This window comes from Streptomyces sp. NPDC037271, assembly GCF_055603605.1.
In genome coordinates this window covers 124,067-136,332 of the sequence record NZ_JBVJVN010000005.1, presented here as the reverse complement: position 1 = coordinate 136,332, position 12,266 = coordinate 124,067, and the positions used below count along the sequence as shown (strand labels likewise).

8 protein-coding genes are annotated in these 12,266 nt (G+C 72.5%); 5 read left to right on the top strand and 3 right to left on the bottom strand.

Going from position 1 to position 12,266, the window contains the following annotated elements; translation table 11 throughout:
* Positions 1-7 precede the first annotated feature (7 nt).
* From ACZ7G3_RS12245 to ACZ7G3_RS12235, 3 genes are all read left to right on the top strand, one after another.
* Positions 8-571, top strand: coding sequence for a TetR/AcrR family transcriptional regulator (locus ACZ7G3_RS12245; RefSeq protein WP_426598016.1), 564 nt, complete (start codon positions 8-10; stop codon positions 569-571).
* Positions 572-762: 191 nt separating this feature from the next.
* A complete protein-coding gene (locus ACZ7G3_RS12240; protein WP_470925102.1) occupies positions 763-1,332 on the top strand; it encodes an effector-associated constant component EACC1 in 570 nt (189 codons plus the stop codon).
* A 32-nt stretch (positions 1,333-1,364) separates the two neighbouring features.
* Positions 1,365-6,113, top strand: a complete 4,749-nt coding sequence (locus tag ACZ7G3_RS12235; RefSeq protein WP_470925100.1) for a caspase, EACC1-associated type — start codon at positions 1,365-1,367, stop codon at positions 6,111-6,113.
* A gap of 202 nt (positions 6,114-6,315) precedes the next feature.
* Here ACZ7G3_RS12235 and ACZ7G3_RS12230 read toward each other — a convergent pair whose 3' ends face one another.
* Together ACZ7G3_RS12230 and ACZ7G3_RS12225 are read right to left on the bottom strand one after the other, a co-directional pair.
* Positions 6,316-7,245 (bottom strand): MerR family transcriptional regulator, encoded by a 930-nt coding sequence (locus ACZ7G3_RS12230; protein WP_470925098.1) that lies wholly within the window; start codon positions 7,243-7,245, stop codon positions 6,316-6,318.
* 227 nt (positions 7,246-7,472) lie between these two features.
* A complete protein-coding gene (locus ACZ7G3_RS12225) occupies positions 7,473-8,105 on the bottom strand; it encodes a TetR/AcrR family transcriptional regulator (RefSeq protein WP_470925097.1) in 633 nt (210 codons plus the stop codon).
* Positions 8,106-8,236: 131 nt separating this feature from the next.
* Here ACZ7G3_RS12225 and ACZ7G3_RS12220 point away from each other — a divergent pair, with 131 nt between their 5' ends.
* A complete protein-coding gene (locus ACZ7G3_RS12220) occupies positions 8,237-9,397 on the top strand; it encodes a serine hydrolase domain-containing protein (protein WP_470925095.1) in 1,161 nt (386 codons plus the stop codon).
* 302 nt (positions 9,398-9,699) lie between these two features.
* On the opposite strand, the gene ACZ7G3_RS12215 is transcribed toward ACZ7G3_RS12220, so the two are convergent.
* Positions 9,700-10,416: a TetR/AcrR family transcriptional regulator C-terminal domain-containing protein gene (locus ACZ7G3_RS12215; protein WP_470925424.1), complete on the bottom strand. Its 717-nt coding sequence runs from the start codon at positions 10,414-10,416 to the stop codon at positions 9,700-9,702.
* A gap of 179 nt (positions 10,417-10,595) precedes the next feature.
* Here ACZ7G3_RS12215 and ACZ7G3_RS12210 point away from each other — a divergent pair, with 179 nt between their 5' ends.
* Positions 10,596-12,203 carry a CocE/NonD family hydrolase gene (locus ACZ7G3_RS12210; protein WP_470925422.1) on the top strand — a complete coding sequence of 536 codons (1,608 nt, stop codon included), beginning with the start codon at positions 10,596-10,598 and terminating at the stop codon, positions 12,201-12,203.
* The last annotated feature ends 63 nt before the right edge of the window (positions 12,204-12,266 follow it).

The following is a 12,266-nucleotide window of genomic DNA, read 5'->3' as shown; positions in this document are numbered from 1 at the left end:
GGCGGCCGTGGTCGCGGCCGGTGCCGCCCTCGCCGACGAGGTGGGCCTCGCCAACCTGACGATGGGTCTGCTGGCCGAGCGGGTGGGCGTGCGCACCCCGTCCCTGTACAAGCACGTGGGCGGCCAGGAAGACCTCAACCGGCGCATCGCGGCCTTGGCGTTGAGCGAGGCCGCCGACGCCGTCGGTGGCGCGATCCAGGGATATGCGGGCCGTGACGCCTTGGCCGCTGCGGCGCGCGCCTTCAGAGGCTTCGTCCTGGAGCACCCCGGCCGGTATGCCGCGACGATCGGCGCGGAATCGTCGGGCCCGGACGATCCGCTGGCCATCGAGGGGCAGCGGCTGCTCGGCGCGTTCACGGCGGTCCTGCGTGGCTACGAGATCGGAGAGGCCGACGCGGACCACGCCCTGCGCATGCTCCGCAGCCTCTGCCACGGCTTCGCCACGTTGCAGGCGGCCAACGGTTTCCAGTGGAGCACCGGCATCGACGAGAGCTTCGAGTGGCTGATCGCCTTTGCCGACCGGGGGCTGCGCGCCATGAGCATGCTGTCGCCGTCGACGACTCCGGCCTGACCGGCACTTCGGTCTGCCTCGTCGGCATGACTGTGACCGCGTACGCCTGCCCTGCGGGCGCTGACCGGCGGGCGCGGAGCGTTCCGTGACCTCCATGGCCGAGCGGATCTCCGGGGTGCGCGTTGCCAACTCGCGTGTTGGAGGGGAAAGTTGGGAATCATGCGCCGTGTTGCAGCTGGAGGGCAGCAGAGATGAGAGTGACACTGTCCGTCGATGCCGGGGACGGAGACGTGGCCGGAGCCTGCGACGACCTCTACCAGTGGCTTCGCCAGGACCCTGATCTGCGCGTGTTCGTCCGCCGGGAGGCTCCCGCCGTGCCGTCGGGCGGAGCCATGGGTGCCCTGGGGGAGCTGATCTCGCTGCTGCTGGCTCCCGGTGGTCCGACGGCGGCTGTGGGAGCGGCCGTCGTGGTGTGGCTGCAGGGCCGCCGGGGCAATCAGACCGTCACCCTCACCCTGCCGGACGGTACCCAGACCGTCGTCACCTCCGAGAAGGTGCGCGGGCTGACCGCCGAAGGCGCCAGCGAGCTGGCCGAACGGGTCGCCGCGGCGCTCCAGCAGGAGCGGGACCCGGGCACGGCGCCGGCAACGCGGACGCCGCAGGAAGCCCGAGGGCGGTCCCGACAGAGGGAAGAAGGCCAGGGGGCACAACGGAGTCAGGGGGCAGAAGGGGTTCCGGAGACAGAAACAGAAGAAGTCCGGGGGACGGGAGACACGGCGGAGGGCGACGGCCGCGTCGGTCCGTCCCGAGAAGCGGGCTGACCGTAATCGTGGGGGACGTGAAGGGTCTGGCGGTGAGTGCGGATCTGGCGGCGGCCGGCTGCCACGCGCTGGTGGTCGGGACGGCCGCCCACCCGGGGGAGCTGCTGCCCGCTCTGCCGTCCGCGCACCGGTCGGCACGGGACGTGGCCGAGACCCTGAGCACGGTGTGCGGCATGGGCGACCGGGTCACGCTGCTCACCGATCCGACCTCGCCGAGCGACGTCCTGGAGGCGCTGGCGACGGTCATCGGCCGGGCCGAGCCCACCGAGCAGCGGTACGAGCGCGGAACCGTCCTCCTCTACTTCGTCGGGCACGGGCTGCGCGGACCCGGCCGGCAGCTCTACCTCGCGACGGCGAGGACCAAGTCCCAGACCGACACGGCGCACTCCGTTCCGTACACGGAGATCGAGCACTATCTGAGCGACGCCGCCGCCGACCCGGTCGTGATCCTCGACTGCTGTTTCGCCGGCAACGCACAGGAACCCGGCCGGCCCGCCCACGCGGACCCGTTCGCCGGCGCCCGGCCCACCGGCAGCTACCTGCTCGCCTCGGCGATGCGCGACGCCCTGGCGTACGCCCCGCCGGACGCGGAGCACACCCTCTTCAGCGGCCACCTGCTCGCCCTGCTGCGGGAAGGCCACGCCGGCGGCCCCAAGTGGCTGACGCTGGGCGGCGTGTACCGGCTGCTCGACCAGCGGCTCCAGGGCAGCGCCGCCCGCCCGTACGGCGGTGGAACCGCGCGCATGAGCGAGCTGACCCTCGCCGTCAACCGGCGGTACGAGCCGCTGACGGGCCCGGACACCGAGCAGCGGGCGGCCGACACCCCGGACCCCGACGCCGTCTGCCCCTACCCCGGCATCCTTCCCTTCCTCCCCGAGCAGCACCGTCTCTTCTTCGGCCGTGAGGAACTGACCCGGGAGTTGCTGCTCCGCGTCCAACAGGCCCGCCCCGGCGAGCCGGTGGTCCTGGTGGGGCCGTCGGGGGTCGGCAAGTCGTCACTCCTTCGGGCGGGACTCGGCGTGGCCGCGGAACAGGCGGGTCTCGGCCCCGTGCGGCTGGTGCCGGCACCGGGTGACCGGCCCTTCCGCAGCCTCGCCGAGGCGTGGGCGGCGGCGGTGGGCAGGGCGCCTTCCGACGTCGTACGGGATCTGGAACGCGGGCACTTCAGCCGCCCCGCGGCGACGGGGGAGGGGACCGGAGCAGGGCAGGCACCGCGCCTCCTCGTCATCGACCAGCTCGAGGAGTACTTCACGCTCTGCTCGGACGACGCCGAACGCGAGCGGTTCGCCGCCGCCCTCACCGCGGGCGCGGACGGGGAGCGGGCCGGGGACGCGGCCCCCGGTCCGCGTCTGGTCCTGGCCCTGCGCGCCGACTACTACGGCGACGCCCTCAGCGACCCCCGTCTGGCCTCCGTCGTGCGGCCGGGCCACTTCGCGGTGCCCGCGCTGACCGACGACGAGGTCGAGGCCGCGATCGTCCGCCCGGCGCAGTACGCGGGCCTGCGGTGGGAGGAGGGCGTACCGCAGCTCCTGCGGCGCGATGTGAACGAGGAGCGACGCACCACGGGTGATGCCGCGGCGCTGCCCTTCCTCGCCTACGCCCTCCCCGAGATCTGGCTCAGGCGCCGGGGGACGACCCTGACGTACGCCGGGTACGCCGCCGCCGGCGGAATCCGGGGCGCGGTGGCCACGGCGGCCGAAGGGATCTACGACTCCCTCGACGACGCCGGCCGCACGGCTCTGCGGAGCCTCCTGCTCGCCATGGTCCACGTCGCCGACGGCGAGGGGCGGCTGGTCCGCCGCCGGGTGCTTCCCGCGGAGGCGGCCGGCAGCGAGGGCCTGCTGCGCCGGCTCGCGGACGCCCGCCTGGTCGTCGTGGACGAGGAGGGCGGGGCGCAGCTCGGCCACGACTCGCTGCTGCACGCGTGGGCGAGGCTGAGCGGCTGGATCGACGAGGTGCGGGACGACCTGCTGAGACTCCGCCGGCTGACCGCGGCGGCGGAGGGCTGGGCCGAGGCCGGACGCAGGCCGAGCGGCCTCTACGAGGGCGATGCGCTGGAGGAGGCGAAGAAGCTCACCACGGAGTACGCGCGGCGGCTTCGGGAAGCCCCGCTCGCCCCGGACCGCCGGCGGGTCGGGTGGCCGACTCGGAACGTCCCGACTCGGAAAGTCCCGCCCGCCCAGGGCGACCGGCCGGCTCGGAAGGCCCGGCACATGACCGCCGACGGTCCGGCAGGCGCGGCCGCGCAGACCGTGGTCCGCGTACCCGTCCCGCAGGTGGTGGGGGAGTTCGTCGCCGCGAGCGACCACGCGCAGCGACGACGACGCCTCGTCACGCGGGCGTGGATCGCCTCCCTGTCGGTGCTGTCGCTGGTGGCGGTGTCCCTCTTCGGCTGGGCCGCCCATGAGAACGAGCAGGCGGAAAGCCGGGAGAAGAGCCTGATCGCCAGGGAGCTGGCCGCCCGGGCCGACGCCCTGCGGGAGCACGACCCGCAGACCGCGCTCCGCCTGAGCCTGGCCGCCTACCGCACGGCGGTGACCCCCGAGACCCGCTCCAGCCTCTACACCGCCTCGATGACCGTGACACCGGCCCACCTCGTGCCCGAGGAGCGGCATCGCCAGGCCGTTCTCAACCTCGCCTACAGCCCGGACGGAAAGGTGCTGGCCGCGAGCCACCGGGACAGCGGACCCGACGGCGGCCGGGTCCAGCTGTGGGACGTGTCCGCGCCGACCAGGCCGGCCGAAGCGGGCCGGTTCCAGCTGACGAGCAGTCCGGTCATCGCGTTCCACCCCCGCTCCCGGATCCTCGCCGCGCAGTCGGCGGACGAACTGACGCTGTGGGACGCCGCGGACCCGCGGAAGCCGAGACGGCTCGCCCTGGTGCCGCTCTCCCACCAAACGACGTACACGCTGGCCTTCAGCAAGGACGGCCGGACCCTCGCGGCGGGCAGCGACAAGGGACTGCTGCGGCTGTGGAACGTGGCCGAGCCGGCCCGGCCCACGCTGCGAGCGCAGCGGACGGTCGCCGGGTCCCAGCTGATCTCCCTGGCCTTCACCCGGGACGGGGACCACCTGATCACGGGCAACGGCAACGGGGACACGGGCAGCGGACAGCCCGCACAGGTACGGCTCTGGGACATCGGCGACCCGGACCGGCCCGTGCTGCGGGACACGGAACAGGCCGAGACGGTCACCGCGGTGGCCGCCCATCCCCGCCGCGACCTGGTGGTCGCCGCCGGCGGATACGGAAAGATCGCCTGGTGGGAAGTGGTGGACGGACAGAACCTGCGGCGTGTGGAGGCGGAGGAGTACCGGGACACCTGGGGCACCGACAACGACGGTATGCCGTCGTTGGCCTTCAGCGCGGACGGCAGGTTCCTGGCGGGAGCCGACCGCGGCCACGGCGTCAGACGGACCGACACGACGAGGAAGGTGTCGGAGCTGGTGGACAGCGCATCCGGGGTGACGCTGCCGACGGGCGAACCGTCCCAGTCGGTCGCCTACAGCCCGGACAGCAGATACCTGGCAGTCGGCGAGGTGGACGGAGAGGTGCGGTTGTGGCCCGACCGGCCCAGGGCGCCGTCGATCGAGGGCGGCATCCACGTCATGCCCCAGAGGGGCACCAGCCCCTTCAGTGCCGACGGTGAGCTGGTCATCGCCTCGCAGAACGAGGGCGGGGGCCGCACGACGAAGGTGTGGGACGTCAGCGACATCGAGGCGCCGAAGGTCCGGTACGCCCTGCCGAGGGGATGGGAGGCGAAGTTCTTCCTGACACGCCGCGAGAAGCCGGTGCTCCTGGCCCACCACTGGACCGGAGGGCTGGACCACACTCTCCAGGTCTGGCAGCTGGAACCGGGCGAAGCCGTGCGGAAGGGGTCCGGCATCCGGTTCACCGCCGACAACCCGACCATCGCGGTGAGCCCCGACGGCATGCTCCTCGCGGTGGGCTCGCACGAGGAACCCGGCACCGCACTGTGGGACATCAGTGATCCGGCGAGCCCCGTGCGCCGGGGCACGCTCGAGGTGAGGGCGAGCAGCGCGCTCGGGAGCTCGGGAAGCCTGTGGTTCGCCGGAGACCGGTCGCTCGCGACGACGGAGCAGGGCCGGCAGATCAGGTTCTGGGACGTCTCCGACCCCGCCCGCCCCCGCAAGGGCGGTCGCATCGAGGACGCGGCGTCGATGGCCGGCGCGATGTACCACGGCTCGTCCCGGCTGCTCGTCACCGAGGCGGTGGGACACGAGATCCAGCTCTGGGACCTCTCCCGGCCCGCGCACCCCGTCAAGGGCGCCAAGCTTCCGGCCGCCCCCCGGGGGTACTTCCCCATGGCCAAGGGGCAGTTGGCGGTGATGCTGGCCGACGGAGGCGTCGAGTTCTGGGACGTATCCGATCCGGCGCGTCCCGAGAGGACGGGCCACGACCTCCTGTTCGACCGCGCGGTCGGTTCGATCGACCTGACCTCCGACGGCCGCTACGCGGTGACGAGCGAGCCCTATCGCCTCTGGTCCATCGGGAAGGACGGGCGGTGGGGCACCCCCGAGCTCTTCACGCTGGAGAACGCGGGAGCGGTACACGTGCCCCCGGTGACATCACCGGAGGGCCCCCGATGGCTGGCCGTCACCGCCCAGGACCCCACCGGCGTCACACCGGAGACGACCTACGTGCTCGACTTCGCCACCGACGGCCTCTACGAGGACCTGTGCACGGCCCATCCCGCAAGCATCCCCGAGGACCGGTGGCGCCAGATGTTCCCGCACCTGACCTACCGCCAGTCCTGCGACTGACGCTGGACGTCCCCGTCCCTGGAGTCCGGCTCGTGAAAGCGCCGTCTCGGAGCACGCGACGCGTGCTTGACGCTCCGGCCCGGCTGCCCGGCTGCCCGGCTGCCCGGCTGCCCGCCGTCCGGCACCGGCTGCCCCGCCGGACAGCCGGCGAAGGGTGAGTCCTTCACCGGCCACCGATGATGGGGCGTCAGGGCCGTAGCTCTCAGCGGTCCCTCCGCAAAGCCTGGATGAGCCAGGTGTACACAGGGATCAGATCCGGAATCACCTGCCAGTCGTTGACGGTCCACACCAGGCGCCAGTACTCGTCCACCCGGGGGTCGTGGGCCAGTTCGAACTGCTGGGCCATCCAGTCCCGGAATTCCGCGTCCGGAGCTTGGCCGAACGCCTCCGCGAATCGCCGCACGAGATCGTCGACGACGGGTGCGGCCTCGTCGCTGAGCGGGTCGATGCCGGCGCTCCTGGCCTCGGCGAGTCTCTGGCGAGTGAACCCCACCAGTTCGTCACCGGCGTCGGTCTCGATGTCGAGCGTGAGCTGATGGGACTGGTGGCCGGCCACCCGGCGCATGCGGGCCCGGAAGTCCTCGTCGCCGATCATCTCGGCGATCCCCACCCAGGCGGCGACCTGGTCGGTGGACGGATCATCCGGCAGATCAGGAGTGGCGGCGCGAACCATGGCCGCACTCGGGTCGGCGCTCTCCGCGCCGAAGGTCCTGTCGATGAAATCGTCGATCAGGCGGTGGCGCTCCTCGCCGGACAATCGCGTGAGCTTGTGCATGAGCTTGGTCTCCTTGGGACTGGATCCGAATCTGGCCGCAGCTCGCAGGACACTCCGACGCAGTTGCAGCGTCCGGATCTGGACGTCCAGGGCATCGGCGTGCGCCGAGGCGACTTCCGCCACGGAGCGTTCACGGTCCAGCACCTGCTGGATCGTGGGGAGATCGATCCCCAGCTCACGGAGAGTGCGCACGAGCTCCAGGCGAAGCAACGCGTCGAGGTCGTAGAGCCGGTATCCGGCGGGAGTGCGACAGGTCGGCGCGACCACGTTCGCATCGGAGTAGAACCGGATCGTCTTCACTGACAAACCGGTGCGCCGGGAGAGTTCGCCGATCGAGTAGAGAGTCGTGCCGCCCATGTCTCCTACCTTGATGTCTCCAGTTACTGGAGAGTCAAGGCCGGAGCGGGGCGATTGACCTGAGTCCCCACCGACCGGGACGTGTGGGCACCGTGCCGCGGGAGTCCGCCGAACACGCGGCCCACCTCGCCGAGCCGTGGTCCGCACTGCGCTGGTGTGCTGGGTGTGCCGGCCGCGCTGGTCCGAAGCCGGCCGCGGGGTCCCGGGCGCTGTCCTGACGGGTGGGGCTATCCGATCCGTGCCCGGCGGCAGGTTCCGGTGAAGACGCGGCCGAGTTGGCCGTCCAGGGCGGCGAGGGCCGCCGGTTCCGGTGTGCCGTCGGGGTCGATGTGCGTGTGCAGGGCGAGTCCTTCGGTGAACGCGACGATCCGCAGGGCGTGCTCGGTCGCGTCGACCCCCCGGGCGACCTCTCCGCAGACCGTGCCGTTGCCGATGGCCCGGGCGACGCGTGAGCGAATGCCCATGAGGGTCTCTCTCTGGACGGCGGCGAGGCGGGCGTCGTGCGCGGCCTGGCCCGCGAAGGCGAGACGGACCAGGAACTCGGCGCGGCGGGCCTCGTCGAGCGGTACCAGTTCGGCCAGCGCCTGCCTGAGCATCTCGGCGATGGTGCGGCCCGCGGCCTCGCCGCGGTTCACCAGTTCGTCCACTCGCGCGGTGAAACGCCCGTTGACCCGGGTGAACGTGGCCAGCAGCATTTCGTCCTTCGCCGCGAAGTAGTGCTGCACCAGGCCCACGGACACGCCCGCTTCGGCCGCGGTGCGCGCGACGGTCACGGTGCTCAGCCCGTACCGCACGATCAGGCGTTGGACGGCGTCGGTGATCTGCCCGTGTCGGGCGTCATGGTCGGCAACTCTCGGCACGCAAGGACGGTACCGCGTGCTATAACCGTATGCCTGTATTGCTATCCGAAGGGAGTCCTGCGGTGATCCGGAGACGAGCAACGCGCTTATGGGGTATCGGACTTGCTCTTGCCCTCCTGCTGCCGCCCGGTGTGGCCACCGCGGGCCAGGCCAGTGACGGACAGACGGCCGGCAGCCGCCGTGACCCGGTCCTGCAGGCCCTGGCCGACCAGGTGGTGGCCGACCCGAACCCCAACCCGGGCGCTTTCCTGCTCGCCCGCCACGGCTCGGACGAGCGCTTCGGCGCGGCCGGTGTCGCCGACCGGTCCGCCGGCACGCCGATGGCCCCGGACCTGAGGTTCCGCACCGGGAGCGTCACCAAGACCTTCACCGCGACGGTCGTCCTGCAACTCGTCGCCGAGCGCCGGCTGAGACTCGACGACACCGTGCAGAGCCTGCTGCCCGAACAGGTCCGCGCCGACAACGCGCTGTCCGGCGCGCCCATCACCGTCCGCCAGCTGCTCAACCACACGAGCGGGCTGTACGACTACCTCGACGGGTTGCTTCCCCACTTCCGCGCACTCGACCAGTACTGGCCCCGCGACCAGCTGATCGGCATCGGCCTCGGCCGGCCCCGGTACTTCCCGGCTCCCGGCGCCCGATTCCGGTACTCCAACACCAACTACCTGCTGCTCGACCTGATCGTCGAACGGGTCACCGACCGCGACCTGCGCACCAACCTCGAACGCCGCCTCTTCGCCCCCCTCGGACTGCGCGACACCTCGTACCCGCTGGCGCGGACCGCCATCGACGGAGCCCACGTCCACGGCTACGCGGACGTCTCGCCCCTGCTGCCGAACGCGCCGGACCCGACCCGGTCCGACGTCACCGCGTTCAGCCCGTCCGAGGCCGGCGCATCGGGCGCCCTCGTCACGACCGCGGCCGACATCTCACGCTTCTACCGGGCCCTGCTGCGAGGGCGTCTGCTTCCCCCGGACCTGCTGCGCCGGATGCTCACGGACACCGTCCCCACGACCGGCGGTGCCGCCCCGCCCGCTGTCGCCTACGGCCTGGGCATCTACGTCTACGCCACCGACTGCGGCCGTGCGTACGGCCACGGCGGCACCGCACTCGGGTACCTGACCTTCGCGCTCAACAGCCGCGACGGGCGCGGCCAACTCGTCGCCCACACCAACTGGAGCTCGCTCGCCGACACCGGGATCGACGACGATTTCTGGACCGCCTTCCAGCAGGGTTACTGCCGAACGTCGGGGCAGACCGGGACACCCGCGGCGCAAGGCGCGGCGGACTGACGTCGTGCGGGGCCGGGTGAGCACCGAACAGCGGGCGGGGCGGGGCGGTGCGCGGGCGGCCGCGCGGTCCTGTCACCGCCTTCACCTCTAGGCGGTCGCGGCATCCGGCCGGTGCCCGCCGGGTCGAGGGCGCCGTCGAAGCCGGTCACGGCGTCGTGCTCCCCGCCGGCGCGGACCCATCCGTCGCCCCCATCACCGGTCGCCTCGCCGTCCGTGTGTCCCTTGTCGATCCGGCGCTCGCCGGGGCCCGCGCCGTGCTCGAGCGGGTCCTCGGCTCGGTGTGGACAGGCAGGCGAGCGGGATCAGTCGGTGTCGAGGCCGTCGACCAGGCGGTTGAGGAACCGGGTGAACGTGGCCTCGGGGGTGAGGGCGCGGCCGGGCGCGGAAAGGGCCTCGGCGAGTTCCGGGTGGCGGCCGTCGGCGGCGACAGCGGCGAGGTAGCGGGCCTCGGCCGCGGCCCGGCCCGGGGACCGCGCGGCCGTGGCCTGTGCGATCTCGTGGGCTACGTGTCCGGCCACGAACGCGGTGAGCTGGGCGAAGACCTCCATCTTCGCGGCACCGTCCAGCCCGGTGGGCCGCAGGACGGCGAGGGCGTGTTCCAGGAAGGCCAGCGTGTTGGGGCCCGGCACGCGACGGGTGGACAAGGCGGAGGTCAGCCAGGGATGGCGCAGGATGTGGACGCGCTGCAGATGGGCGATGGTCTTCAGATCGGCGCGCCAGTCGCCGCTGGGCGGGTCGGTGACGGTCAGTTCGCCGGTGACGTGGTCGACCATCAGCTCCAGCAGGGTCTCCTTGTCGGGAGCGTAGCTGTAGAGCGACATGGCGCCGGCGCCGACCGCGGCGGCCACCCGCCGGATGGTGACCGCTTCGAGCCCTTCGGCGTCCGCCAGGGCGACGGCCGCCACGGTGATCTGTTCCCGGCTGAAGGAGGGCCTGCGGCCCTTGCGGGGTTCCTTGGGAGGCAGCCAGAGCTGTTCGGGGTCGACGCCCGCGGCGCCGGGCCTCACGTCACGGGGCACGGTCTCGCGCTCCTTCGCCTGGTCGTCGGGACGGCTCTTGCGTAGGTCATCCAAGCACCTCGTATTCTCGTACACTGTACGGAATGAAGGAGGGGACGATGTCATCACGCACGCCCGACGCCGTGGCCGGACCGGTAGGGGCGCGACCCGCCGGGAAACCGCCGCTGTCCTCACGGATGATGAGGGCGACCTGGCGGAACCTGCCGGCGAAACGGCACGAGGTGGAATGGGAGCCGGGGCTGGCGGTGCCGGCCGCCGACGGCAGCCCGTTGGTCACCGACCACTACTTCCCGCGTGCGGAGGGCGACTTCCCCACCCTCCTGGTCCGCTCGCCGTACGGCCGGGGCCTGCCGTGGTCGCCCCAGTACGGCCTGCTCTTCGCCGAACAGGGCTTTCACGTGGTCCTCCAGAGCTGCCGCGGCACCGGCGGCTCGGGCGGCGCGTTCGACCTGTGGCGCAACGAGGCCGCCGACGGCCGGGCCACGGTGTCCTGGCTGCGCGAGCAACCCTGGTTCAACGGAACCCTCGGTACCGTCGGCCCCAGTTACCTGGGTTACGTGCAATGGGCCCTGGCCCTGGACCCGCCGCCGGAGCTGAAGGCCATGGTGGTCCAGGTGGGCCTGCACGATCCCCACGCCCTGTTCCACTCCGGCGGCACGCTGCTGCTGGAGAACACCCTCGCCGTCGGCTCCGGCATGACCTACCAGCACCAGGGCATGGGACCGTTCGTGAAGGCGACCCTGCGCCTGCAACGCCGCCTGCGCACCGTCACCACCGCGCAGCCCCTGCGAGGTGCGTACGTGCCCGCCCTCGGCGGCGAAGTACCCTGGCTGGACGACGTGATGACCCACCCGGACGCCCAGGACGCCTACTGGCACGGCGCGTCGCCGGCGGAGTCGGCGGAGCGGCACCGCGTGCCCACGGCTCTGATCACCGGATGGCACGACGCGCTGGTCGACCAGACCTTCGAGCAGTACCACCGGCTGCGCCGGGCCGGCTGCGAGACCGCCCTGCTCGTCGGCCCCTGGACCCACACCTCCGCCCTGCAGCAGGGCTGGCCCGAGGTGTTCGCCGAAAGCCTCGCCTGGCTCCGCGCCCACCTGAACGCCGACCCCTCCGGCCTGCGCCCCACCGCGGTGCGCGCGCACATCGGCGGCGAGAACACCTGGCGGGACCTCGACGACTGGCCGCCGCCGCACACCCCCACCCCCTGGCACCCCACCCCGGACGGACACCTGACCCGGCAGACCCCCACGGACTCCGCACCCCTGACGACGTTCCGCTACGACCCGGCCGACCCCACCCCGTCCCTCGGCGGCCCGCTGCTCTCCCGCACCGCCGGCCCACGCGACAACAACACCCTGGAGGCCCGGGACGACGTCCTGACGTTCACCGGCCCGCCACTGACCGAGCCCGTGGACATCGCCGGCCCGGTCTCCGCACGGCTGAGCGTCTCCACGGACACCGGGCACGCCGACGTCTTCACCCGCCTGTGCGACGTGGACGCCCAGGGCCGCTCCGTCAACGTCTGCGACGGGCTGGGCAGGCTGCGGACGACCGGCGACACACCCTCGCAGGTCACCGTGCCGATGAGCACCACCGCCCACCGCTTCGCCGCCGGGCACCGCATACGCTGGCAGATCAGCGGAGGCGCCCACCCGCGCTACGCCCGCAGCCCCGGCACCGGGGACTCCCCGCTGGACGCCACCACCTTCACACCGGTGCGCATCACCCTCCACGCGGACTCGGCGCTGGTGCTTCCCCACGGCTCGGTCGAGGCACGCTGACCCGGGGAGGGCAGGAGCCGGCGCGCCGGTACACGACTGTCGCACCCCGTGACGTAGGCCACC

Coding starts and splice junctions, on each gene's coding strand:
- ACZ7G3_RS12240 (WP_470925102.1), top strand. CDS start 763: ATGAGAGTGACACTGTCCGTCGATGCCGGGGACGGAGACGTGGCCGGA.
- ACZ7G3_RS12230 (WP_470925098.1), bottom strand. CDS start 7,245: ATGGGCGGCACGACTCTCTACTCGATCGGCGAACTCTCCCGGCGCACC.
- ACZ7G3_RS12210 (WP_470925422.1), top strand. CDS start 10,596: ATGAGGGCGACCTGGCGGAACCTGCCGGCGAAACGGCACGAGGTGGAA.